This window comes from Micromonospora andamanensis, from assembly GCF_016863495.1.
In the GTDB taxonomy this organism is placed as follows: Bacteria; Actinomycetota; Actinomycetes; order Mycobacteriales; family Micromonosporaceae; genus Micromonospora; species Micromonospora andamanensis.
The window spans coordinates 16,873-40,942 of sequence record NZ_BOOZ01000013.1; the positions used below are offsets into that span (position 1 = coordinate 16,873).

Here is a 24,070-nt window from a genome sequence, read left to right on the forward strand (position 1 = left end):
GACCTCGGCCGCACCAGCGTGGCGCGGCCGAGGTCAGCCGGTGAGCAGCAGGGCACCGACCGCGGCGAGGGTGCCGAGCACCGCCACCGCGGCGCTTGTCACCAGAAACCGGGCCAGCGGTACCCGGACCCGGGCGGCCCGGCAGCGCTCCAGCCACAGCAGGGTGGCCAGGGACGCCCAGGGCAGCGCCAGCGGTCCCACGTTGGTGCCGATCAGCAGCGCCAGCAACCGCTGCCGGTCCCCGGTGGGCAGCACCGCCTCGCCGGCCAGATAGGCGGGCAGATTGTTCACCAGATTGGCCAGCAAAGCTCCGGTACCACCCGCGCGCAGCGCGCCCAGCACCCCGCCGTCCTGCCCGACCAGCCCTGCCACCAGGTCGTTCAGCCCGTGCCGACCGATGGTCTGGACCACCAGGAACAGCCCGGTGACGAAGAGCAGCAGCCGCCAGGGGACCAGCGCGGGGCGCAGCGTGGCGGGCGAGCGGATCGCGAAGCCGAGCACCAGCAGGCCGGCGGCGACCGCCGAGCCGAGGCCGACAGGTGCGCCGACCAGGATCACGCCGACGAACAGCAGGCAGCCGGCGAGCGCGGTCCGGTACAGCACCGGGTCGGCGGGTCGGTGCGGCGCCGGTGCCGGGAACCGGTTGCCGGGCGGCCGTTCCGGACGCCACCAGCAGTGCCAGAGCAGCGCCGTGGTGACCGCGAGGACGGCCAGTTGCGGCAACCACAGCAGACCGGCGTACCCGAGCGGGTCGAGTCCGATCCGGTCTGCGGCGAGCAGGTTTGTCAGGTTGGACACCGGCAGTAGCAGGCTTGCCGTGTTCGCCAGCCAGACCGTGGTGACCGCCAGCGGCGCCACAGCGGTGCGCAGGGTGACCGCCAGGGTGAGCATCACCGGGGTCAGCAGCACGGCTGTGGTGTCCAGGTTGAGCACGATCGTGGTCACCGCGGCGAACCCGACGCAGAGCGCGAAGAGTGCCGGCCAGCTACCCCGGGCGGCGACGGCCAGCCGGGTGGCGAGCACGTCGAAGACACCGGCCGCCGCGGTCAGTTCGGCGAGGATCACCACGGTGCCGAGGAACAGCAACAGGGGCAGGACCCGGACGAGGGTGGCGGCGGCGTCGGGGCGGGGCAGCAACCCGGTCGCGACACAGCCGGCCCCGACGACGGCGAGCGCTACGGCGATCGCGTCGAGCGGGTGGGGTCGGCGTCGGGCCGACCGGATCGGGGCGGGCGGGACCGGCCCGGCAGAGGTCACGGCCGGTCATCCTGGCACGCCCGGCGTACGCCATCGGTTTCGGCGTCGTTGCAGGTGACGACGGGCACGGCGGGTGGCGGCAGCGGACCGGCGACGGCGGCCTGCCGACAGCACCCGGGGTGGATGGTGTCGGCAGGTCGCCGCTGGGGTTGCCGGCTCAGCCGGCGGGCGGGTACGGGTCGTCGTGGTAGGTGTACTCGGTCTCGATCTTCCCGTCGGCCGTGTGCACCACGAGCTGGCTGGGCTCGTGACCGTGTGCCGCCTCGCGTCCGGCCTCGACCGCCCGCTGCTTCGTGTCGTACGTACCGACGACGGTGCTGCCCTGCTCGACCTTCCAACCACCACCGTCGGGCACCACGTGGTACTCGTTGCGCGTCATCTCGCACCCCTTTCCTGCGTGCCGGAGGAGGTACCCGGGACAGGCGGGAAAAAACGCGACAGGTGGTACCCGTGAGCAGATCGGGCCCGGTCACTCCCGTACGGGAGTGACCGGGCCCGGTCGGTGCGTCGGGTCCTACCAGCTGAGGTAGCTGGGCTGGGTCTGCACGTTCAACTCCCGGAAGTGGGCCAGCTTGGCCGTCCACGTCCGCCAGTCGTTGAGTTCGAGCACGTCGAGCCCCTTCTGGATGTCAGAGGAGTAGATGTGCCCGTTGTAGTAGTAGGCCGACCAGGAGCCGCCGATGATGAGCTGGCTGTCCGACAGCGGGCCGCGCTCCCAGTAGCCGATCTCCTTCGGCTTGCGCGAGTTGGTGAAGTCCCACACCGACACGCCGCCCTGGTACCACGCCTGGACCATGATGTCCTTGCCGAGGACCGGGATGAGCGAGCCGTTGTGCGCCACGCAGTTCTCGGTGTCCCCGTTGGTCCGGGGGATCTTGTAGTAGCTGCGGAACTCCAGCTTGCGCTTGTCACCGCGACCGGTGATGTCGTAGATGGCGTTGGCGCCGCGCTCCGGGCCCACGGCCTCGTTGCAGGTGGCGCCGCCGCCACCGCCTAGCTCGTCGGTGAAGACGACCTTGGTGCCGCGGTTGTTGAAGGTGGCCGAGTGCCAGAACGCGAAGTTCGTCGTGTCCCGCACGGTGTGCAGCACCCGCGGCGCCTCCCGCTTGCTGATGTCCAGCAGCACTCCGTCACCCATGCAGGCGCCTGCGGCCAGGTCCTTCGTCGGGTAGGCGGTGATGTCGTGGCAGCCCGAGGTCGCCGAGCCGCCCGTACGACCCTCGTAGCCGCCGTCGGGGAAGAGGTTCGGCGTGGCGACGACCGCCGCGTCGGTCGGCTTCTTCAGCGGCACCTTGACGATGCTTATCGAGTCGTGCGGCGGCTGGCAGTCCGGCAGGGCGGCGTTCGGGCTGTACGAGGAGACGTACAGGTAGACCGACTTCTTGTCCTTCGCCGGTACCAGCGTGTGGGTGTGTGAGCCGCAGGCCGTCTCGACCGCCTTGACGTACCGGGGGCTGGTCTTGTTCTTGATGTCGAAGACCTTGATGCCCTCCCACGACTCCTTGATCGTGGCGGACTGGGAGACGCTGCTGCACGAGTCGTCGCTGCGCGACGCGTCCGTCGACAGGAAGAGCAGGTCACCGTAGACGGAGATGTCGTTCTGCGCGCCCGGGCAGAGCACCTGCGAGACGATCGTCGGCTTGCTCGGCTTGGAGACGTCGTAGATCACGAAGCCGTCGTAGTTGCCGACGAAGGCGTACCTGCCCTGGAAGGCGATGTCGGTGCCGAGCGCCGCCGTGGTGTTGAACGGCGACTGCTTCGGCAGGTTGGCGATCAGCTTGAGGTTGGGGCTGCTGGCGATCTCGTCGACACCGAGCGGTGCCTCGACTGCTGCGGTTGACTCGACGGCCGCCTGGGCGACCGTCTGCGCGTTGCCGGGTGGGGCAACGGCGATGCTGGCGAGGAGGAGCCCGGTGGCGGCCACACTGACGATACGCAGTTGCCGCCCCCGTGGCAGGGTCGATCCGACCATCGGCGACACCCTTCGAAAGGGGAGTGAGGTTGGCCGTACCTTACTCGCAGATGAGATCCATCGATGTGATCCAGGTCACATTTTACGTCCAATGTGAATGGATACGATCGCAGCGACCTCGATCCGGAGGAGGTGTCGCATGACCGGCCGACGCGGACGGATACTCGCCGCCGTCACAACGGTCGCGGTGGCGCTGACAGTCGGCGCCGTCGCGTTGCGCGGTGGCGTCTCCGGGCCGGCGGCACCGGGTTCGGCCGCCGCCACCGCACCGTCCACCCGCCCGGCACCGTCCGGTGTGGACGCCTCCGCGCCACCGGTCATCGTGCCGGGCCGCCCGGGGGAGGACGCCGTCGAGCGCCCCGCCGACGAGGTCCGCAACGACTCGCCGCCCCGCTACAACAGCCTGGACACCTGGTTCGTCCGGATGATGATTCCGCACCACGAGCAGGCCCTGGAGATGGCCGGGCTGGCCACCGACCGGGCCGCCGAGCCGAGGGTGCGCGCCCTCGCCGACCGGATCCGGGCCAGCCAGGGGCCGGAGATCGGCGTGCTGCGGGCCTGGCTGACCACGCGGGGCCTCTCCGCCGGCGTCGACGGGCACGACCACGCCACGATGCGGGGCATGCAGCCGGCCGAGGCGATGCGCCGGCTCGCCGCCGCCCGGGGCGCCGAGTTCGACAACCTCTTCCTGCGGATGATGACCGAGCACCACGAGGGCGCCGTGCTGATGGCGACCGACGTGCTCAAGGTCGGGCTCGACCTGACCGTGGAGCAGTTCGCCACCTCGGTCGCCAGTGAACAGTCCGTCGAGATCGCCCGGATGCGCGACCTCCTGCCGGTCTGACCGGTACCGACCCGCCGGCCGGGAGCACTCTCGCGTCCGCCGTCGGGTCGCCTCGTACGCTGGGTGCACGATGAGTGCGATGATCTTTGGCCGACGGTTGCCCGCGGTCGCCTTCGACGTGGCCCTCGCCGGCCTGGTGGCCCTGGTCAGCGTGGCCGGCGGGCCCGTGCAGCCCGGCGGCTGGTGGTCCACAGCGATCGGGGTGGGGATGGCGCTGGCCCTGCTGTTCCGCCGCGTCCGACCGGTGGCGGTGACCGTCGTGATCGCGGTACTGGCCTTCACGCAGGTCGCCCTCGGCTGGGCGCCGATGCTCTACGACGTCGCGGTCCTGATCGCCCTGTACGGCGTCGTCAAGTACGCCGAGCGGCTACGCGACGGTGTCATCGCCGGTGGGGTGGCCGTGCTCGGTGCGGTCTTCGCCGCCGTGCGGCAGCCGCTGCCCGCCCCCTGGTACTACACGGCCATCTACTACACGCTGATCACCGGGGCGGTCTGGCTGGTGGCGCTGAACGTCCGCACCCGCCGGCAGTACGTGCTCAGCCTGGAGGAGCGGGCGGCGACCCTCGAACGGGAGCGGGAGGCCGAGGCGCGGGCGGCGGTGGCTGAGGAACGCACCCGGATCGCCCGCGAACTGCACGACGTGGTGGCGCACAGCATGGCCGTCATGATCGTTCAGGCGGACGGAGCACGTTACGTGATCGACCAGAATCCTGAGACCTCCCGGGATGCGCTCAAGATCGTGGCGGACACCGGTCGGCAGGCGCTTGAGGACATGCGCCGGCTGGTGGGTGTGCTACGCGAACCGGACCCCGCGGAGCCAGTGCCCGTACCACCCGTACGACCCGTGCCCGACCTGGCCGAACCCGCCCACCGCCGGCCCTCGGTGGCCGAGCTGCCCGCCCTGCTGGACCGCTTCCGTGAGGCCGGGTTGCGGGTGAGCTACACGGTCATCGACGGGCCCGTCCCGCTGCCGCAGGCGCTGGAGCTGACCGTGCACCGGTTGGCTCAGGAGGCGTTGACGAACGTGCTCAAGCACGCCGGGGTGGGCGCGAGCGTGGAGATCACTCTGGAGCAGGCCGCCGACGGCGTCGCACTCGTGGTGGTCGACGACGGTCGCGGCCACCTACCGCTCACCCCGACGCCGCCGGGCGGTCACGGACTGGTCGGCATGCGCGAACGGGTCTCGGTGTACGACGGCAGCCTCACCGCCGGTGCCCGGCTGGCCGGTGGCTGGCAGGTGCGGGCGTGGCTGCCGTTGCCGGCCGCTCCGGCAACGGGGGTGATCGCGGCATGACCGTCCGGGTGGTGATCGTGGACGACCAGGCGCTGGTGCGCGCCGGGTTCCGGATGGTGCTGGGCTCCCAGCCCGATCTTGAGGTGGTCGGTGAGGCGATCGACGGCGCGGACGCGCTGCGGGTGCTCGACCGCGTCACCGCGGACGTGGTGGTGATGGATGTCCGGATGCCGACCATGGACGGCGTGGAGGCCACCCGCCGGATCTGCGCCCAGCCGGCCGGCGGGCCCAAGGTGCTGGTGCTGACCACCTTCGACACCGAGGCGGACGCGTTCGCCGCGCTGCGCGCGGGGGCCAGCGGCTTCCTGCTCAAGAACGTCCCGCCGGAGGAACTGCTGGCCGCGATCCGGGTCGTCGCGGGCGGCGAGTCGGTGGTCGCCCCGTCGATCACCAGGCGGCTGCTCGACCGGTTCGCCGGCCAGCTCGGCACCGGGCCCACCGAGGATCCCCGGCTGGCTCAGCTCACCGACCGGGAACGGGAGATCCTGCTGCTGGTCGCGCAGGGCCTGGCCAACGCGGAGATCGCCGCCCGGATCCATGTCGCCGAGGCGACGGTGAAGACCCACGTGGGCCGGATACTGGCCAAACTCCAGCTCCGCGACCGGGTGCAGGCGGTGGTCCTGGCCTACGAGAGTGGCCTGGTCACCCCGGGTGCGGAGGGCCTGCGTACGACCTGAGGCGTACGGGTGTGCCAGGTGCGGGACGACCTGAGACGTACCGAGGTCGACCGTCCGGGTTGATCCCGACGGGCCGGTGGTCTCCATAGCGTCAGGGACGTCCGAGGTTCACCGTTCCCTGGAGCAGCACGTGTCGATCGCACCACCCGTCCACGTCACCGCCGGTGTCGCCGTCACGGCGCGGGGCCTGCGCAAGCAGTACGGCACCGGTCAGGCCGGCGTCGTCGCCCTCGACGAGGTCGACGTCGACTTCGCCGCCAGCCGTTTCACCGCCATCATGGGCCCCTCCGGCTCCGGCAAGTCGACACTCATGCACTGCCTGGCCGGCCTGGACCGACCCACCGCCGGGACGGTACGCGTGGGCGACGCCGAGCTGGGCCGCCTCGACGACCGCCGGCTCACGCTGCTGCGTCGCGACCGGATCGGCTTCGTGTTCCAGAAGTTCAACCTGCTGCCGGCGCTGCGCGCGGAGGAGAACATCACCCTGCCGCTGGACATCGCCGGACGGCGACCCGACCCGGCCTGGCTGCGGCAGGTGGTCGCGGCGGTCGGACTGACCGACCGGTTGCGACACCGTCCGGCCGAACTCTCCGGTGGCCAGCAGCAGCGGGTCGCGGTGGCCCGGGCGTTGATCACCAAGCCGTGGGTGATCTTCGCCGACGAGCCGACCGGCAACCTGGACTCCCGTGCCGGGGCGGAGGTGCTGCGGCTGCTGCGTGCGGCGGTCGACACCCTCGGGCAGACGGTGGTGATGGTAACCCACGACCCGGTCGCCGCTGCCCACGCCGATCGGGTGGTCTTCCTCGCCGATGGTCGGCTCGTCCGGGAACTGGCCGAGCCGACCGCCGAGGGAGTCCTCGACGTGCTCGCCCACCTGGACACCGACGGCGCGGCCCCGGCTGGAGGGCGCTGACATGATCCGGCTGACCCTGCGCTCGCTGCGTGCCGAGGCGGCGCGCATGCTGATGTCCACCCTCGCCGTGGTCCTCGGCGTGGCCTTCATCGCCGGTACGTTGATCTTCGTGGACGGGATGCGGAGCGGCGCCTACGACCGGGCAGGCACCTTCGACCGACACACCGACGTCGGTGTCTACCGGGACGACATGATCGACGCGTCCCTGGTCGAGCAGGTGCGCGCGGTCGACGGGGTACGCGCCGCCGAGGGCGAGCTGACCGGCACCGCCGGGGTGGTCGGCTCCGACGGGCGTCCGGTGCTCGGCTACGGGGTACTTGCCGCGATCCCCACCGACCCCACCCTCCAGTCCTACGACGTGGTGGCCGGCCGACTGCCCGCCCGCGCCGGCGAACTGGTGCTCGACCAGCGGACCGTCGCGGCGCAGGGCTTCGACCTCGGCGCTCCGGTACGCGTCGGTGGCGCCAGCGGCGCGGCCCGCCCGTACACCCTGGTGGGCACTGTCGACGTGGCCGGCAGTTCGCGTGACATCGGTGGTCCGTTCATCGGATTGGTGGGCGCTGACGCCCTCGCCGTCACCGAACGGCGCGACTACGACCGGATCATGGTGGCGGCCGAGGCGGGGACAGCCGACCGTCTCCTCGCCGAGCGGATCATCGAGCTGACAGGTGGGGACACCACCGTACGTACCCGGCAGGAGATCCTCGACGCCGCCGTGGCCGAGGAGGTCCGCGACCTGAGCCAGTTCAACATGGTGCTGCTCACGTTCGCCGGAGTGGCAGTGGTGGTGGCCGCCTTCGTCATCGCCAACACGTTCACGATCGTGCTGGCGCAGCGCGCCCGGCGGACCGCGCTGCTGCGCCTGGTCGGTGCCACCCGGGGGCAGGTGTTCCGGGCCACGCTGCTGGAGTCGGTGGCTGTCGGGCTCGTCGCCTCGACCCTCGGTGTGCTGCTCGGCGCCGGGCTGGCGGCCGGCCTCAACGTCCTGATGGCGCGACTGGCCACCCCGTTGTACGGCGAGCTGACGCTTACCGTCGGCACCGTGCTGGGCTGCCTCGGCGCGGGCACGGCCCTCACCGTCGGCGCGGCCCTCGTACCGGCCTGGCAGGGCACCCGGACAGCCCCGGTGGCCGCGTTGACCGACGCCGCCGTCCAGGTCGCCCGCCCCGCCGGCCGGGTACGTCTGGCGATCGGCGCGATCGTCCTCGCCAGCGGGGTGGCGGCCCTGATCGGCGCGGCCTCGGCGGGGCAGGTCGCGCTTGTCGCCCTGGGTGGGGTGCTCAGCTTCCTCGGCCTGGTCCTGTTCGGTCCGGTGCTGGTGCCGGCGTTGGTGCGGCTGTTCGGCGTCCCGACCCGGAGGATTTTCGGGACGACCTGCTCCCTCGCCGTCGCCAACGCGGTTCGCAATCCTCGGCGGGTAGCCGCGACCGCCATCGCACTGGTGATCGGAATCGGTCTGGTCTCCTCCTTCGTGGTGGGCGCGCAGAGCACCAAGGTGGCCATCGAGCGCAGCGTCGACGCCCAGGTGGGGGTGGACTTCCTGGTGACCGGGATCGGCGTGGAGCTGCCCGCCGAGGTGGTCGAGGCGCTGGCCGCCCGCCCGGAGTTGGCGACGGTGCACGAGCCGCGTACGCATCTCGCCGATGATGTCGAAACGCGCGCCGCCCACCCGACGCTGATCGGTCATCGGATCGAACAGGTGCTGACCGGGCAACTCGACCGGTTCGGACCGGGACGGGTACTGGTGCACCGGGAACTGGCCGAGCGGCGCGGTTGGTCGGCGGGGGAGACGGTGACCCTGCACGGACAGGCGTTCGAGGTGGCGGCGGTGATCGTCGGCACCGGCTCCGAGGCCGTCGATGGACGGGTACCGGCCGGTCACGTCGTCGAACTGGACGACGCCGACTTCACCCGGCTCTTTCCGGGCGAGCGAGGCTATCTGGCGGAGATCGACCCGGCGGCGGGCACGTCGACGGCCGCGGCTCGGGCCGCGATCGAGGCGGTCCTGGTCGACTACCCGACGGTCAACCTGATGGACCAGGCGGCGTACAAACGGATGCTCACCGGCACGGTGGACATGGTGCTGGCGTTCGTGGTCGCCCTGCTCGGCCTGGCCGTGGTGATCGCCCTGGTAGGGGTGGCGAACACGTTGAGCCTGTCGGTGGTGGAACGGACCCGGGAGAACGCGGTGCTGCGGGCGGTCGGGCTGACCCGTGCGCGGATGCGCGGCATGCTGGCCGTCGAGGCGGTGCTCACCGCGCTTGTCGGCGCGGTGCTCGGCGTCACCCTCGGCACCGGGGTCGCCGCGGCGGGGATGGCCATGTTGTCCCGCATCGCCGGCGACTTCACCCTCGTCGTGCCGTGGGGCCAACTCGGCGGCATCCTCGGCATCGCGGTACTGGCGGCGCTTGCCGCGTCGGTGCTGCCGGCCCGCCGGGCCCTGGCGCTGCCCGTCGTCGAGGCGCTCGCGGACCGCTGATCAGAGCCGCTCGACTGTGGGGCCGGTGCAGCGGTTGCGGGTGTCGAAGACGTACCGGGCGTGCCGGACCACCAGGTCGTAGTCGAACACGTCGTGATCGGTGACCACCACGACACCGTCGGCCTCGCGCAGCTCACGCTCGGTCAGGTCGACGGTGAGCACCCCGTCGGGCAGGTGGTGCGCCTCGGCGTACGGCTCGACCGCCCGGACCTCGGCGCCGAGTTCGCGTAGCCGCCGGGCGACCTCGACGGCGGGCGAGTCGCGCATGTCCCCGGTGTTGCGCTTGTACGCCAGGCCGAGCAGCAGCAGGCGGGCGTCCTTGACGGCCCGACCGGAACGGTTCAACCCGGCCATCACCCGCTGCGCCACGTGTTCGGGCATCTCGTGGTTGACGTCGTTGGCCAGCTCGATGAACCGGAACTGCCGACCGAGGCGGCGCTTGACCTGCCAGGAGAGGTAGCAGGGGTCGATCGGCAGGCAGTGCCCGCCGACACCGGGACCGGGCCGGAACGGCATGAACCCGAACGGCTTCGTCTCGGCCGCTTCGATGGCCTGCCACACGTCGATGTCGAGCTGGTGCGAGAGCATCGTCAGCTCGTTGACCAGGGCGATGTTGACCTGGCGGAAGGTGTTCTCGATCAGCTTGGTCAACTCGGCCACCCGGGTCGAGTCCACCGGCACCGTCCGCTCCACCAGACGCCTGTAGAACGAGTCGACCCGGGCCAGCGCGGCCGCGTCCACCCCGGAAACCACCTTCGGGGTGTTCGCCAACCGCCAGGTCGGGTTGCCCGGGTCGATGCGTTCCGGGCTGTACCCGAGGTGGAAGTCTCCGGGACTGCGCAGCCCGCTGGCCGCCTCCAGCAACGGGCGGAGCAACTCCTCGGTGGTGCCGGGATAGGTGGTGGACTCCAGCACCACCGTGCAGCCGGGCCGCAGGTACGGTCCGATCCCCGTGCCGGCCTGCTCCACGAAGCTCAGGTCGGGAGTGCCGTCGCGCAGCGGAGTGGGCACCGTGATGACGCAGATGTCGAAGTCCTTGGCCTCGGCGTACTCCGTGCTCGGCCGGTACCGGCCGCTGGCCAGGGCGCGGCCGAGCCGGTCGGCGGGGATGTCGGACACGAACGACTCACCTGAGGCGAGCCGCTTGACCCGGTCGGCGTCGACGTCGAGACCGACCACGTCCAGACCGGCTTCGACGGCCTGCATGGCCAGCGGAAGACCCACGTAACCCTGGCCGACGACGACCAACTTCTCCACGCTCACCCGAACTCCCGACCGGTAGGAGATAACTGCTGGTGAGGAGCCTAGAGCGCAGTGTGGTGCCGTACGTCCGTTTCGGGGAATTCGAGAAGGTTGGGGCCGGTGGGACTCAGCTCTCGCCCTCGCCGGCGCCCGGCGGCTCCCCGTCGGGTGGGGTGGTGGGTGTCGACGGCGTGGGGGATGCCGGCGGGGTGGGGCTGCTCGACGTGCCCGTCGGCTCCGGGTCAGGGCTGGGTGTGGTCGGTTCCGGTGACGCCGGTTCGCTCGGCTCGCTGGGTTGCGGCGAGGACGGCTCGGGCGACGGGGACTCGGTCGCCCGGCTGGTCGAGCCGGCCGGCCGCAGCGGCACCTGCGCCGGTGCGCTCTCCTGCGGGCTCGGCGACGCCTCTTCCCCGTCGGTGGACTCGGCCGTCGGGGCGGTGGTGGGCAGCTTGACCGCCGGGGTGTTCGCCTCCTGCGTGGCACCGAGCGCGGCACCGAGCGCCGTCAACCCGACAAGCGCGGCGGTGAACGCGCCCACGAGTTTCCCGCGGCGTCGTTGGCGTGGCGGTGCGTCGATCACCGGTAGCCCGGTGCGGGTGTCCGGCCCCGCGTCGCGCAGGGCCGTGGCCATCGGGACCACTGTCGTGGGCAGGGAGCCCTCCGACACGGCCGCCCGCGCCGCCTCCGCCATCGCCGCGCCGCTGCTGAACCTGTCGGCCGGGTCCTTGGCCAGCGCCCGGTCGACAAGCAACCGGACCGCTTCCGGGATGTCGTGCGGCAGCTCCGGCGGCGGATCGTCGAGATGCCGGACGGCGACCTGGAGCGGGTTGTCGCCGGTGAACGGTGGGCTGCCGGTCAGGCAGCAGTAGGCCACCGCGCCGAGCGCGTACAGGTCGGTCGCCCCGGAGACCGGTCGCCCGGCGGCCTGCTCGGGCGCCATGTAGAGCGCGGTACCCGGAACGGCGTTCGTGCTGGTGATGCTCGTTACGTTCGTCGAGCGGGCGACCCCGAAGTCCACCAGGACGACAGTGCCGTCCTCCTGGATCAGCAGGTTGCTCGGCTTGACGTCGCGGTGCACGATCCCGCCGAGGTGCGCGGCGTGCAGCGCCTGGGCCGCCTGCGCCACCACGGACATGGCCACGCCCACGTCCAGGCGCCCCTCGGCCTCGATCCGCTTCGACAGCGGCTGGCCGGTGACGAACTCCATGACGAGGTAGTCGGCGCGGCCACCGCCGGGCAGGTCGTCCTCACCGCAGTCGTAGACCTGCACGATCCCCGGGTGTCGCAGCGCCGCCATGATCCGTGCCTCGGCGCGGAACCGGGCGATGAAGTCGGGGTCGGAGACGAGGGCGGGCAGCAGCACCTTGACCGCCACCTGCCGCCCGAGGATCAGGTCGGTCGCCCGCCAGACGTCGCCCATGCCGCCCGTGGCGACACGCTCGTCCAAGCGGTACCGACCGCTGAGTACGACCTCCGAAGACAACACGGCACCACCGTACCCACCGCGAGCCCGAACGGCGCGCCGGCGGGTCGGGCCCCACCGCTCGCCGCCGCGAAGTCGTGGCCGGTCGGAGCCGCCGAGCACCGACCGCCGTCGTCCCGGGGTGACTTCATCGACACCGGGCGTCACCTTTCGCCCGCGCCGAACCCCGGTCGGTTGGCCAGCGGGGCGTCCGCAGCGTCGTCGGCCCCCGGCGCGTTACGGCGAATCGCTGGGCAGGCGGTAGACAATTCTCACTGCCCGTGCGGCCTTCCGCTGCTGCCCGACCGCGTCGACACCGCCCGCCGGGTCGAAACGACAGTACAGCCGGGTCAGGTTGTGGTCCTCGACGTTGTCGGCGAGAATCCGCTACCGGGTCGTACGGGCCCGGTTCGGTTCAGGTCGACGGGGGTGGGGTGCGGATCGGGGTCCGGCGCGCGGGACGGGCCGAGACGACGCGTGTCCGCTCCGGGGACTGGCGTACCGAGGTCCGGCGGCCGGCGGCGGTGCGAGCGTGACAGGTGAACTGGAACAGCTTGTCGAGGCCGCCCGCGCCGGTGACGAGGACGCCTTCCGTCAGCTCTACCGCAACCTGCAGCCCGGGCTGTTGCGCTACCTGACCGCCCTGGTCGGTGCGGACGCCGAGGACGTCGCGTCGGAGACCTGGTTGCAGGTCGCCCGCGACCTGCCCACCTTCACCGGTGGCGAGTTCCGCGCCTGGGCGGTCACCATCGCCCGCAACCGGGCCATGGACCATCTGCGCCGGCAACGCCGTCGCCCCGCACTGTCAGTGCCGGTGCAGGAACTCAGTGAGCTGGCCGGGGACGCCGACACCGCTGAGCGGGCGGGGGAGAGCCTCGGCACCGAGGCGGCGCTCGCGATGATCGCCAGCCTGCCACCCCGGGAGGCCGAGGCGGTGCTGCTGCGTGCCGTGATCGGGCTCGACGCCGAGACCGCGGGACGGGTGCTCGGGCGTCGGGCCGGTGCGGTGCGTACCGCTGCGCATCGTGGCCTGCGTCGGCTCGCGGTGCTGCTGGACCAGCAGGGCGCGGCAGGCGCCCCGGGCGACGCGGTGGCCGGGGCGGGCGACGTCCCGGCCGGGCCGAGGGCCGAGGCTCGGCCGCGTCAGCGTGCCGGGTTGCCGCCCCAGACCGAACCCGTGGACGGCTGACATGCGCGGACTCCGGGTGATGCTGAGCCGGTCGTCGCGCGTCGACCACGAACGGCTGCTGGACGCCGCCCGCGCGACCCGCTCGCCGCGGCCGGCGCCGGGGCCCGGTGACCCGCTCGCCAGCCTGCTGCGGGCCGCCGCCGCTCCGGCCCGGGAACGGGAACTCGCCGGCGAGGAGGCCGCCGTCGCGGCCTTTCGCGCCGCCCACCTGACCGAGGCCACGGACGCGGTGACCCGGCGACGACGACACCGGCTCACCGTCGGCGCCCTGGCCTGGGTCGCCGGGGTGGCGGCCACCGCCACCGCCGGTGCCGCCCTGGCCGCAGTGGGTCTGGACCGCTCCGGCCCGACACCGCCGCCGGCTGTCACCAGCCCGGCCGCGCCCGAACCCACCATCGGGCCGGGCACCCCCACGGGTGAGCCTTCCGCTGTCCCGACCGCTCCGACCGACGGCCCTACCGCTGGTGCGACCTCGGTTCCACCGACGTCTCCGCCCGGTGCGTCGCTGACCCCGAGCCCCGAGGCCACCGACCACGTGGGGCCGGGTAACTCCGACAACACCACGGACCGTCCGGGCCTCTGTCGGGCCTACCTGGCCAAGTCGGAACGGCAGCGGGAGAAGGCCCTGGACCGGCCCGCCTTCAACGAACTGGTGGTCGCGGCCGGCGGCGCGGAACACGTCGAGGGGTACTGCCGGAACCTGCGGAGCGAGTCCGACCCGGACTCGACCACGGGCGCGGACTGAGCCAACCGACACCGTGATCCCGGCGGCCCGCGCGGGCGCGGCCGGCCGGGTACCCCGGCGAATGTTGACTGAATCGTGAAATCCGTTCGACGGGCGGTCGGCCCCTGCTACACAGATGGTGGCGGAGCCGCCCGTGCCGACACCGGCTGAAGCCCCTCGTCAACCCGCCGTCGTGGGCGATGTGCCGTGCGGCCGGAGCCGACGCGTCGGCGCCGTGCGGTTCAGGTTCACCCGGATCCGATGTCACAGGGGTGGGCTACCGTGGCCGCGGATCCGACCGGAAGGAGCCACACATGGTGATGTCACCGGAGGTGGACCAGGTCCCGGTGCTGCGGGACAGCGCCGCAGCCGCCCGGCACCTCGCCCGGATCTGCTTCAAGACCGGTCCGCCCGTCCTCACCGGGGTCGAGCTGGAATGGACGGTCCATGACGCTGTCGATCCGGTCCGCCCCGTCGACGCCGCACGGCTTCGCGCGGCACTGGGGCCATATGGCCCCACCACGCTGGACCCGACCAGCCCCGCCCTGCGCCTGCTGCGGGGCAGCACGATGACCGTCGAGCCCGGCGGGCAACTGGAGATCTCCACCCCACCGCGAGCCGGCGTCGCCGCGCTCATCGAAGCCACCCAGTCCGACGTGGAGCAGGCCAGCAGACTGTTGGGCGCCGCCGGGCTGACGCTCGGCCGGGCCGGCATCGACCCGTACCGACCTCCCCAGCCCGTGATCGACACCCCCCGCTACCGCGCGATGCGGCAGGTCTTCGACCGTCGTGGTGCCGCCGGGCGGACGATGATGTACAGCACGGCCGGCCTGCAGATCTGCCTCGACGCGGGGCAGCCGGAGCACCTCCTGTCCCGTTGGCGACTGGTCCACGCGGCCGGGCCGCCGCTGCTCGCCGCCTTCGCCACCGCCGGCCGCCACGCCGGCCGGGACACCGGCTGGGCATCGGCCCGGATGGGCGCCTGGTGGCGCATCGATCCGGCCCGCACCGCCCCGGTCTGGACGCCCGATCTGGCCGACCGGGATCCGGTGGCCGCCTGGACGGCGTACGTGCTGGCCGCCCCACTGCTCTGCGTGCGCTCGGACGGCCCGGACTGGACCGCGCCGCCGGACGTGACGTTCGCCGACTGGATCGACGGGGCGTTGCACCGGCCACCCCGCGTCGACGACCTGGAATACCACGTCAGCACGCTCTTCCCCCCGGTACGCCCCCGCGGCTACCTGGAGATCCGCTACCTCGACGCACAACCCGGGCGGGGCTGGATCCTGCCGCTGGCGGTGCTCAGCGCGCTGCTCAGCGGCCCCGACACGACCGCCGCGGCGATCGAGGTGACCGCACCCGCCGCCGACGGCTGGCACCGTGCCGCCCGACACGGACTGCGGGACGTGACCCTGGCCCGGGCCGCCGCGGGCCTGTTCGACCTGGCCCGGGGCGCGTTGCCGCGGCTGGCACTGCCGTCGGCCCTGCACCGGGAAATCGACAACGGATTACGGCGGCGGCGTGAGGCCGCGGAGAGGAGCCGGCGGTGACCGACATCAGCATCGACCGCGACGCCGAGGGCCTACGCGGCCGGATCGCGGCGGAACTGGCGCGTACCCGCGCCCGCACCGTCCTGTTGACCGAGGCGGTGGACGACGCCGATCTGATCCGCCAGCACTCACCGTTGATGTCCCCGCTGGTGTGGGACCTGGCGCACGTGGGCAACCAGGAGGAACTCTGGCTGGTCCGCGACGTCGGCGGGCGGGAGCCGGTCAGGTGCGACATCGACGACCTGTACGACGCGTTCAAGCAGCCGCGTCGGGACCGCCCGTCGCTGCCGCTGCTACCGCCGCCCGAGGCCCGCGCCTACCTGGCCACCGTCCGGGAGAAGGTGTACGACCTGTTGGACCGGGTCGCCTTCGACAACGGCCGGCTGGTCGCCGACGGTTTCGCCTTCGGCATGATCGTGCAGCACGAGCAGCAGCACGACGAGACGATGCTCGCCACCCACCAGTTGCGATCCGGTCCCGCCGCGCTGCACGCGCCGCCCCCACCGGAGCCGACCGGCTGGGTGCCCGCCGAGGTGCTGGTGCCGGCCGGCCCGTTCCAGATGGGCACCGACGCCGACCCGTGGGCACTGGACAACGAGCGCCCGGCGCACCGCGTGGACCTGCCCGCGTACGTCATCGACGCCGCACCTGTCACAAACGGCGCGTACCGCGCCTTCATCGCCGACGGGGGATACGACGACCCCCGCTGGTGGAGCGAGGCGGGCTGGCAGCATCGCAGGCAGGCCGGGCTCAGCGCGCCCATGCACTGGCGGCGGGACGGAGACGGCTGGTCCTACCTGCGGTTCGGCACCTGGTCCCGGGTACGCGACGACGAGCCGGTGGTGCACGTCTGCTTCCACGAGGCACAGGCGTACGCCACCTGGGCGGGCAAGCGGCTGCCCACCGAGGCGGAATGGGAGAAGGCCGCCCGGTGGGACCCGGCGACCGGTCGGTCCCGCCGGTATCCGTGGGGCGACGGTGACCCCACGGCGGCCCACGCCAACCTGGGCCAACGGCACCTGTCACCGGCGCCGGTGGGCGCCTACCCGGCGGGCGCCTCACCGCTGGGTGTGCATCAGCTCATCGGCGATGTGTGGGAGTGGACCGCCACCCCCTTCCGGGGCTACCCGGGCTTCGCCGCCTTCCCGTACCGGGAATACTCCGAGGTCTTCTTCGGCGACGACTACCAGGTGCTGCGGGGCGGATCGTTCGGCACCGACCAGGCGGCCTGCCGCGGCACGTTCCGCAACTGGGACTACCCCATCCGTCGACAGATCTTCAGCGGCTTCCGCTGCGCCCGCGACGCCCGGCCCGACGAGGCGCACCAGTGACGGTCCGGAAGCCGATCGCCTGATGTGTCGACACCTGGCCTACCTGGGGCCGCCGCTGACCCTGCGTGAGCTGCTGTTCGATCCGCCGCACTCGCTGCTACGCCAGTCCTGGGCGCCACGCGACATGCGCGGCGGCGGCACCATCAACGCCGACGGCTTCGGCGTCGGGTGGTACCCGGACGGCGCGGCGCCGGTGCGGTACCGGCGGGCGCAGCCGATCTGGACCGACCCCACAATCGCCGAGTTGGCGGCGGTCACCTCGGCCGGCGCGGTGCTGGCCGCCGTCCGCTCGGCCACCGTCGGCATGGCGATCGTCGACACCGCCGCCGCGCCGTTCGCCGACGGTCGATGGCTGTTCAGCCACAACGGCGTGGTGCGGGGCTGGCCCGACTCGATGGTCCCGCTCGCCGCCGAGCTACCCGTACGGGACCTGCTCACCCTCGATGCGACCACCGACTCGGCGCTGCTGTGGGCGCTGGTGCGCCACCGGTTGCGCGCTGGCGTCGGGCCGGCGCGGGCGGTGGCCGAGACGGTCACCTCGGTCGCCGCGGCGGCACCCGGGTCCCGGCTCAACCTGCTGCTCACCGACGGGCACACGGTGGTCGCCAGCGCGGCCGGGCACGCCCTGTCGCTGCGTGCCACCACCGCCTCGGTGCTGCTGGTCTCCGAGCCGCACGACGACGAACCGGGGTGGCGTGAGGTGCCCGAGGGGCAACTCGTGCAGGCCACGGCGACCGAGGTGCGCCAGCGGGACCTGGCCGCGTGGTGAGGCGGGCCGACGAAGCACCACCGGGCGTGCGCCGGGCCGCCCGCACCTGTCAGACACGACGGAAGGGGACAGCAGATGGGCGTTGAGCCACTGGAGATTCACCTCGACGACCAGGACATCAGCCGCAGCCTGCGCCGGGACGTACGCCTCGGGTTGACCGCCACCGAGAAGTGGCTTCCGCCGAAGTGGTTCTACGACTCGCGGGGCAGCGAGCTGTTCGACGAGATCACCCGCCTGCCGGAGTACTACCCGACCCGGGCCGAGCGTGCCGTCCTGGCCGAGCGGGCGGTGGAGGTCGCGGAGTTGACCGGCGCGAAGACGCTCATCGAGCTGGGTTCCGGTTCCTCGGAGAAGACCCGCCTGCTGCTGGACGCCTTCACCCAGCGCGGCGGCCTCGGCACGTTCGTGCCGCTGGACGTGTCGGTGAGCGCGCTCGCCGGGTCCACCGCCACCCTCACCGCCGACTATCCGGGGCTGCGGGTACGCGGCATCGTCGGTGACTTCACCCGCCACCTGGATCACCTGCCGACCGGTGGGCGGCGGCTGGTCATCTTCCTGGGTGGCACGATCGGCAATCTGCTGCCGGCCGAACGGGCGGAGTTCGTCGCCGCGATGCGGGCCGCCCTGGAGCCGGGTGACTGGCTGCTTGTCGGTACCGACCTGGTCAAGGATCCGGCGGTGATCGTGCCCGCGTACGACGACGCGGCCGGAGTGACGGCGGAGTTCAACCGCAACGTGCTGCGGGTGCTCAACCGGGAACTCGACGCCGACTTCGACCCGGCGGCGTTTGCCCATGTCGCGCTCTGGAACCCGGCACAGGAGTGGATCGAGATGCGGCTGCGGGCGGAGCGAGCCATGCGGGTGCGAGTGCTCGACCTGGATGTGGACTTCGCCGCCGGTGAGGACCTGCGGACCGAGGTGTCGGCGAAGTTCCGCCCGGCGGGGATCGCGGGCGAGCTGGCCGCGGCGGGATTCCGCACCGAGCGGTTCTGGACCGACCCGGACGGCCTGTTCGGGGTGACCCTCGCCCGCGCCGAGTGAGCGACAGGCGCCGTCCGCGCCGACCGTGGCGGGCCCGACCGCCCCCATGTCGGGCCCCGGTGCTCCGCCGGAGGGTGGTCGGCTAGGCTGGGCGCAGCGAAGGGGAGTAGCCCATAACGGCGTGGTCGACATACTGGTGCGTTCCGCATCCGGCCACCCGGCCTCGTTCCGGCGAGGCGGGCGAGACCTTCGACCAGGCTGTTGCAGCCGGGTCGAGGGCGTCCCCACACCTCCTCCCGGCCTGATCCGGGAAGGACATCATGGACGGGTTCCTCGCCGCGCTTGTGGTCAGCTTCGGCGTCATTTTCGTCGCCGAGCTGGGAGACAAGTCCCAGCTCATGGCCCTGGCCTTCGCCACCAGGTACCGCACGATGCCGGTGCTGATCGGCATCACCGTGGCCACCACCGTGGTGCACCTCGCCTCGGTGGCGATCGGCCACGGTCTCGGCGCGGCCCTGCCCACCGGCTGGATCTCGCTCCTGGCGGGCCTGGCCTTTCTCGGCTTCGGCGCGTGGACGCTGCGGGGCGACCGGCTCACCGAGGACGACGAGCGCCGGGCCGCCCGGGGCGGCAGGTCGGCCGTGATCACCGTCGGTGTCGCCTTCTTCCTGGCCGAACTGGGTGACAAGACGATGCTCGCGACCATCACGTTGGCCACCCAGTACGGCTGGTTCGGCACCTGGATTGGCTCGACTGTCGGCATGGTCGCGGCGGACGCGTTGGCCATCCTGGCCGGCCGGCTGCTCGGCCGGAAACTGCCGGAACGAACCATCAGGTACGGCGCCGCCACGCTCTTCGCCATCAGCGGTGTCTGGCTGATCGTCGACGCGGTGTCCCAGTTGCGCTGACCCTCGTCGCCGGACCGGCGACCGCGTCGACCGGCTCGACGTCGTACGCCCCGGTGCCGACTACCCGGATGCAGGCCGGGTAAGGCGCCGGGGTGGACGTCGAGGTGATCCTCCAGCGGGGCCACCAACTGCTGGTCACCGCGGTGGAGCTGGTCGGCGCGTTCGTCATCGTCGTCGGGGCGGCGCTGGCCGCGCTGCGTTTCGTGGTCGACGGGCTGCGTCACCGCGATGCCGCGGTGTTCACCCGGATCCGGCTCTCCCTGGGCCGCTTCCTCACGCTGGGCCTGGAGTTTCAGCTGGCGGCGGACATTCTGCGGACCGCGCTGTCGCCGACCTTCGCGCAGATCGGCCAGCTGGCCGCCATCGCCGCGATCCGGACGGTGCTGAACTACGTGCTGGGTCGCGAGATCGAGCACGAGCAGCGGCAGGTCGACGATCGATGAGGATGCTGGTGGCGGCCGTCATCACGGCGTTGGGCGTGCTCGCCGCGCTCGTGGCGCTGCTCGCCACAGGTTCCCGTACGACAGCCCTGGGGGTGCTGCTCGACATGCTGCTCGCCGCCGGCCTGCTGCGGTTGACCGGGGAGCAGACCTGGACGGAGATCGCCGTCCTGACCGCGATCGTGGCGCTGCGCCTGCTGGTACGTGCCACGCTGATCACGGATTTCCGGCGGCGATCGAGCGGGGCCGGACGCCCGGCCGAGCGGGTCGGCCGGGCGTCCGGGACGTGAGCGGCGGCGGTGGTCAGCCGCCGGGCTTCTGATAGACGTCGGGCACGCCATCCTGGTCGAGGTCGACCTGCTCCTTGAGGGCGACCGCCCGGTAGATCTTGTTGCGCCGCCGGAGCACGACAGTCGCCAGCAGCGCCGAGATCAGCGAGCCGGCCAGCACCGCGGCCTTGACGTTGTCGCCCTCGACGCCGTCGGAACCGAAGGCCAGCTCGCCGATGAGCAGGGACACGGTGAACCCGATACCGGCCAGGAACGACACACCGAGCAGGTCCGACCAGCTGATGTCCTCGTCCAGACTGGCCCGGGTGAACCGGGCCAGCAGCCAGGTCGAGCCGAGGATGCCGACGCACTTGCCGACGACGAGGCCGAGCACGATGCCGAGGACGATCGGATCGGTGACCACCGCGCCGAGGTCCGCGCCGCGCAGGGAGACCCCGGCGGCGAAGAACGCGAAGACCGGTACCGCGAAGCCGGCGGAGATCGGCCGCCACACGTGCTCCAGGTGCTCGGCGAGGCCCGGCATGCCCCGGCCGTCGGCGCCGCCCTTGCCGGCGAGCACCGGCACGGTGAAGCCGAGCAGCACGCCGGCCACGGTGGCGTGCACCCCGGAGGAGTGCACCAGGGTCCAGGCGACCACGGCGAGCGGGATCAGCGCCCACCACCAGGTCCGGCGGCGCTGCACCAGCAGGCCGAACAGGGCGATCGGCACCAGCGCCCCGAGCAGTGGGAGCACGCTGAAGTCGTCGGTGTAGAAGACCGCGATGATGGTGATGGCCAGCAGGTCGTCGACCACGGCCAGGGTGAGCAGGAAGGCCCGCAACCCCTGTGGCAGATAGGCCCCGATGACGGCCAGCACCGCGAGCGCGAACGCGATGTCGGTGGCGGTCGGGATCGCCCAGCCGCGCAGTCCGTCGCCACCACCTGCGACGTTGACACCCACAAAGATCAGCGCCGGTACGACCATTCCACCGACCGCCGCCACCACAGGTAGCGCCGCCCGGCGTGGATCGCGCAATTCACCGGCGACGAACTCGCGCTTCAGTTCCAGCCCGACCACGAAGAAGAAGATGGCCAGCAGACCGTCGGCGGCCCAGGTGGCGAGGTCGAGGTCGAGGTGCAACGCCGCGCCACCGGACCAGGGCACCCACCGCCCCAACTCCGCGTAGGCGTCACCCCAGGGCGAGTTCGCCCACACCAGCGCGACCACGGCGCCGAGGAGCAGCAGGGCGCCGCCAACGGTCTCCGTACGCAGCACATCGGCCAGGAAACGCGCTTCCGGCCACGAGGTACGCGCGAAGAGGCGGCGCACGCCGCGAGGCTCGGGGGGCGGGTTCTGATCGGTCATCCGGGGGGTCCACCTCGTCGGTCAGAGGGCAGCACGGCAATGTCGCCGACCAGGCTTCCCGGCACACCCGTGCAAGACCCTATCCAGTGCCGACGGCCGTCGCGAGCGGGCGGACGCGACTCTTCCAAAGGAGGGCGACGAGTCAGCCGTAGCGCCCGGCGAAGACACCGCATTTTTTCCGTCCCGGAGCGATTCCGACGGACCGTCGGCCCGGTTGGTCACTGCGGGTGCGATCCGCCATTGGAAAATACCTAACTCCGGACATAAGCCGCATGAGCCGCTTTAATGGTTTCACGAGATTGAGTCGACCTTGGGGGTTTTCGTGAAGTTTTCTGGCGTTACCGGCCCGGTACGGAGGCCCGCCTGATGGACCTGTACCGCCAACTACGCCTGGTGCGCCGGCACTGGTGGATCGTCCTGGTCACCCTGATGGTGGCGCTGGGCGTGACCGCGCTGGTCACCGTGCGGGCCCAGCCTCGATACGTCGCTTCGGTCACCTTCTTCGTCACCACGCCGAGCCAGGGCGTCACCGACGCCTACCAGGGCGGGCTCTTCCTCCAGCAACGCGTGAAGTCGTACGCGGAGCTGCTCACCAGCGATCGGTTGGCGCAGGCCGCGGTGGCCGACAGCCAGCTCGGGCTGACCGCCGAGGAGGTCCAGCGCCGGGTCAGCACCTCCACCGAGACCGGCACGGTGCTGCTGCGGGCGTCGGTGACCGACACCGACCAGACCCGGGCGCTGCGGGTGACCGAGGCGCTCTCGGCGAAGTTCGTCGAGCTGGTGCAGAAGGTCGAGACGCGGCCGGACGGCAGCCCTGGGCCTATCAAGATCGAAGTGGTGAGCGGGCCACGGGTGACCCCGAGCCCGGTGTCGCCGCAGCCGGTCCGCAACACCGCGATCGGCGCCCTGATCGGCCTGTTGGCCGGTGTCGGTCTGGCGATCCTGCGCGGCATGGCCGACGTGCGGTTGCGCGACGCTGCCGGATTGCAGCGGGTCACCGGTAGTCCGTTGCTCGGCGAGATCCCGATCGACGCCACCGCACGTACCGCCCCGCTGATCGTCGGTGACGCCGCCACCTCGGCCCGGGCCGAGGCGGTCCGCAAACTCCGGACGAACCTGCGCTTCGTCGACGTGCACGAGCCGGCCCGGGTCATCGCGGTCACCAGCGCCCTGCAAGGGGAGGGCAAGACCACGCTGTCGTGCAACCTGGCGATCGCCCTGGCCGAGGCGGGTTGGCGGGTGCTGCTCGTCGACGCCGACCTGCGCCGGCCGAAGGTCGGCGACTACCTGGGCATCGACCCGGGCGTCGGGCTGACCGACGTGCTCGTCGGCGACGTGCAGGTGGGCGATGTGGTCCAGCGCTGGGGGGACAAGTCACTGCTCGTGCTACCCAGCGGGTCGGCCCCGCCCAACCCGAGCGAACTGCTCGGTTCGAAGGCCATGTCGGACCTGCTGCTGGCCCTTCGCGAGTCCGCCGACATCGTCATCATCGACACCGCGCCACTGCTCGCGGTCACCGACGGTGTGGTGGTCGCCGTGCAGGCCGACGGTGCGCTGCTGGTCACCCAGCAGGGCCGCACCTCGCGGGCGCAGGTGGCCGCGGCCGCACGGGCGCTGCACTCGGTGTCGGTGCGGTTGCTGGGCTGCGTGCTGAACATGGCCCGGGTGCCCAAGGCCGAGGCGTACCAGTACGAGGCCTACCGGGTGGTCGCGGCCGCGACAGGTGCCCAGTCGGTGCCGACGGACCGCAGCCGGACCGGCCGCCACGCCGAGCGGGCCCGCGCCGGCGAGGCGAGCGACCACACCCAGGAACTCACCCGGCTGTCCCGATGAGCGTCGCCAGGGGGCGCAGCGCCCGGTCGATCTCCTCGGCGCAGCGTCGGAAGTCCTCCGGCGTGCCCCCCACCGGGTCACGCAGGTCGTCGGAGTCCCCGGGGGCGGGCTGCAACCGCCCCCGGGCCAGTGCGGCGGCGGCCACCGCGGCCCGTACCGGATCGTCCTGCTCGTCCAATGGCGGCTCGGCCGCCGCGGCGAGCCGGCCGAACTGGCGCAGCGTGAACGTCCGGTGCAGCGCCGCCGGCGCCAGCGCGGTGCAGATCGAGCGCTGGCGCCGGGTGGCGGTCAGCACCAGCACCGCGTCGGTGAGGTGTTCCGGCAGCAGTCGCCGGCTGCGGAACGACGTCGGGTCGTCGCCGGTCTCGGCGGCGATCGCCGCGGCGTACGGATGCATGGCCAGGCCCTCGACGGCGTCGGTGCCGGCGCTGGCCACCGTCACGTGTCGACCGGCGAGCAGGCGACGCGCGGTGTACTCGGCCATCGGTGACCGGCACAGGTTGGCGTGGCAGACGAACAGCAGCCCGCTGAGCATGTGGAACCCCCTGGACGACGCGGTCGCGGGCGACG

General features: G+C 72.2%; 22 protein-coding genes. 15 read left to right on the top strand and 7 right to left on the bottom strand.

Features of this window, described 5'->3' with window-relative positions; all coding sequences use genetic code 11:
- Positions 1 to 33: 33 nt before the first annotated feature.
- The 3 genes from Van01_RS13285 to Van01_RS13295 form a co-directional block, all read right to left on the bottom strand.
- Entirely contained in the window at positions 34 to 1,257 is a 1,224-nt protein-coding gene (locus Van01_RS13285; protein WP_204006538.1) for an ArsB/NhaD family transporter, read from the bottom strand.
- A gap of 157 nt (positions 1,258 to 1,414) precedes the next feature.
- Entirely contained in the window at positions 1,415 to 1,636 is a 222-nt protein-coding gene (locus Van01_RS13290; protein ID WP_204006540.1) for a DUF2188 domain-containing protein, read from the bottom strand.
- A gap of 135 nt (positions 1,637 to 1,771) precedes the next feature.
- Positions 1,772 to 3,229, bottom strand: coding sequence for an LVIVD repeat-containing protein (locus tag Van01_RS13295; RefSeq protein WP_204006543.1), 1,458 nt, complete (start codon positions 3,227 to 3,229; stop codon positions 1,772 to 1,774).
- A gap of 139 nt (positions 3,230 to 3,368) precedes the next feature.
- Here Van01_RS13295 and Van01_RS13300 point away from each other — a divergent pair, with 139 nt between their 5' ends.
- The 5 genes from Van01_RS13300 (at position 3,369) to Van01_RS13320 (ending at position 9,436) form a co-directional block, all read left to right on the top strand.
- On the top strand, positions 3,369 to 4,073 hold the full coding sequence (locus Van01_RS13300) for a DUF305 domain-containing protein (RefSeq protein ID WP_204006545.1): 705 nt from the start codon (positions 3,369 to 3,371) through the stop codon (positions 4,071 to 4,073).
- A 79-nt stretch (positions 4,074 to 4,152) separates the two neighbouring features.
- A complete protein-coding gene (locus Van01_RS13305; RefSeq protein WP_308442390.1) occupies positions 4,153 to 5,367 on the top strand; it encodes a sensor histidine kinase in 1,215 nt (404 codons plus the stop codon).
- Entirely contained in the window at positions 5,364 to 6,044 is a 681-nt protein-coding gene (locus tag Van01_RS13310) for a response regulator (protein ID WP_204006548.1), read from the top strand. Before Van01_RS13305 ends, Van01_RS13310 begins: the two co-directional genes overlap by 4 nt.
- A gap of 136 nt (positions 6,045 to 6,180) precedes the next feature.
- Entirely contained in the window at positions 6,181 to 6,957 is a 777-nt protein-coding gene (locus tag Van01_RS13315) for an ABC transporter ATP-binding protein (protein WP_373306253.1), read from the top strand.
- Position 6,958: 1 nt separating this feature from the next.
- On the top strand, positions 6,959 to 9,436 hold the full coding sequence (locus Van01_RS13320) for an ABC transporter permease (RefSeq protein ID WP_204006550.1): 2,478 nt from the start codon (positions 6,959 to 6,961) through the stop codon (positions 9,434 to 9,436).
- On the opposite strand, the gene Van01_RS13325 is transcribed toward Van01_RS13320, so the two are convergent.
- Positions 9,437 to 10,699, bottom strand: coding sequence for a nucleotide sugar dehydrogenase (locus Van01_RS13325; RefSeq protein ID WP_204006551.1), 1,263 nt, complete (start codon positions 10,697 to 10,699; stop codon positions 9,437 to 9,439).
- Between the two features lie 106 nt (positions 10,700 to 10,805).
- Positions 10,806 to 12,164: a serine/threonine-protein kinase gene (locus tag Van01_RS13330; protein WP_204006552.1), complete on the bottom strand. Its 1,359-nt coding sequence runs from the start codon at positions 12,162 to 12,164 to the stop codon at positions 10,806 to 10,808.
- A gap of 508 nt (positions 12,165 to 12,672) precedes the next feature.
- Between Van01_RS13330 and Van01_RS13335 the strand changes: the two genes are divergently transcribed.
- The 9 genes from Van01_RS13335 to Van01_RS13375 all read left to right on the top strand — a co-directional run bounded on the left by Van01_RS13335 (position 12,673) and on the right by Van01_RS13375 (position 20,322).
- The gene (locus Van01_RS13335; protein ID WP_239099053.1) at positions 12,673 to 13,329 is read left to right on the top strand and encodes an RNA polymerase sigma factor; all 657 of its coding nucleotides are present in this window, start codon (positions 12,673 to 12,675) and stop codon (positions 13,327 to 13,329) included.
- A 1-nt stretch (position 13,330) separates the two neighbouring features.
- Complete coding sequence (locus Van01_RS13340; protein WP_204006553.1) at positions 13,331 to 14,074, top strand: hypothetical protein; 744 nt, start codon at positions 13,331 to 13,333, stop codon at positions 14,072 to 14,074.
- A gap of 293 nt (positions 14,075 to 14,367) precedes the next feature.
- The gene (gene egtA / locus Van01_RS13345; RefSeq protein WP_204006558.1) at positions 14,368 to 15,603 is read left to right on the top strand and encodes an ergothioneine biosynthesis glutamate--cysteine ligase EgtA; all 1,236 of its coding nucleotides are present in this window, start codon (positions 14,368 to 14,370) and stop codon (positions 15,601 to 15,603) included.
- Positions 15,600 to 16,934, top strand: a complete 1,335-nt coding sequence (egtB, locus tag Van01_RS13350) for an ergothioneine biosynthesis protein EgtB (RefSeq protein WP_204006567.1) — start codon at positions 15,600 to 15,602, stop codon at positions 16,932 to 16,934. Before egtA ends, egtB begins: the two co-directional genes overlap by 4 nt.
- A gap of 22 nt (positions 16,935 to 16,956) precedes the next feature.
- Positions 16,957 to 17,703 (top strand): ergothioneine biosynthesis protein EgtC, encoded by a 747-nt coding sequence (gene egtC / locus Van01_RS13355; protein ID WP_204006576.1) that lies wholly within the window; start codon positions 16,957 to 16,959, stop codon positions 17,701 to 17,703.
- Between the two features lie 75 nt (positions 17,704 to 17,778).
- Entirely contained in the window at positions 17,779 to 18,744 is a 966-nt protein-coding gene (gene egtD / locus Van01_RS13360; protein WP_204006584.1) for an L-histidine N(alpha)-methyltransferase, read from the top strand.
- 260 nt (positions 18,745 to 19,004) lie between these two features.
- Complete coding sequence (locus Van01_RS13365) at positions 19,005 to 19,592, top strand: TMEM165/GDT1 family protein (protein WP_204006586.1); 588 nt, start codon at positions 19,005 to 19,007, stop codon at positions 19,590 to 19,592.
- Positions 19,593 to 19,684: 92 nt separating this feature from the next.
- Positions 19,685 to 20,035, top strand: coding sequence for a DUF1622 domain-containing protein (locus Van01_RS13370; protein ID WP_204006588.1), 351 nt, complete (start codon positions 19,685 to 19,687; stop codon positions 20,033 to 20,035).
- Entirely contained in the window at positions 20,032 to 20,322 is a 291-nt protein-coding gene (locus Van01_RS13375; protein ID WP_204006590.1) for a DUF1622 domain-containing protein, read from the top strand. The genes Van01_RS13370 and Van01_RS13375 overlap by 4 nt, the downstream gene beginning before the upstream one ends.
- A 13-nt stretch (positions 20,323 to 20,335) precedes the next feature.
- On the opposite strand, the gene nhaA is transcribed toward Van01_RS13375, so the two are convergent.
- Entirely contained in the window at positions 20,336 to 21,667 is a 1,332-nt protein-coding gene (gene nhaA, locus Van01_RS13380) for a Na+/H+ antiporter NhaA (RefSeq protein WP_204006592.1), read from the bottom strand.
- A gap of 366 nt (positions 21,668 to 22,033) precedes the next feature.
- Here nhaA and Van01_RS13385 point away from each other — a divergent pair, with 366 nt between their 5' ends.
- A complete protein-coding gene (locus tag Van01_RS13385) occupies positions 22,034 to 23,500 on the top strand; it encodes a tyrosine-protein kinase domain-containing protein (protein ID WP_204006595.1) in 1,467 nt (488 codons plus the stop codon).
- Here Van01_RS13385 and Van01_RS13390 read toward each other — a convergent pair.
- On the bottom strand, positions 23,481 to 24,035 hold the full coding sequence (locus Van01_RS13390) for an arsenate reductase/protein-tyrosine-phosphatase family protein (RefSeq protein WP_204006596.1): 555 nt from the start codon (positions 24,033 to 24,035) through the stop codon (positions 23,481 to 23,483). The genes Van01_RS13385 and Van01_RS13390 overlap by 20 nt on opposite strands.
- Positions 24,036 to 24,070 lie beyond the last annotated feature (35 nt).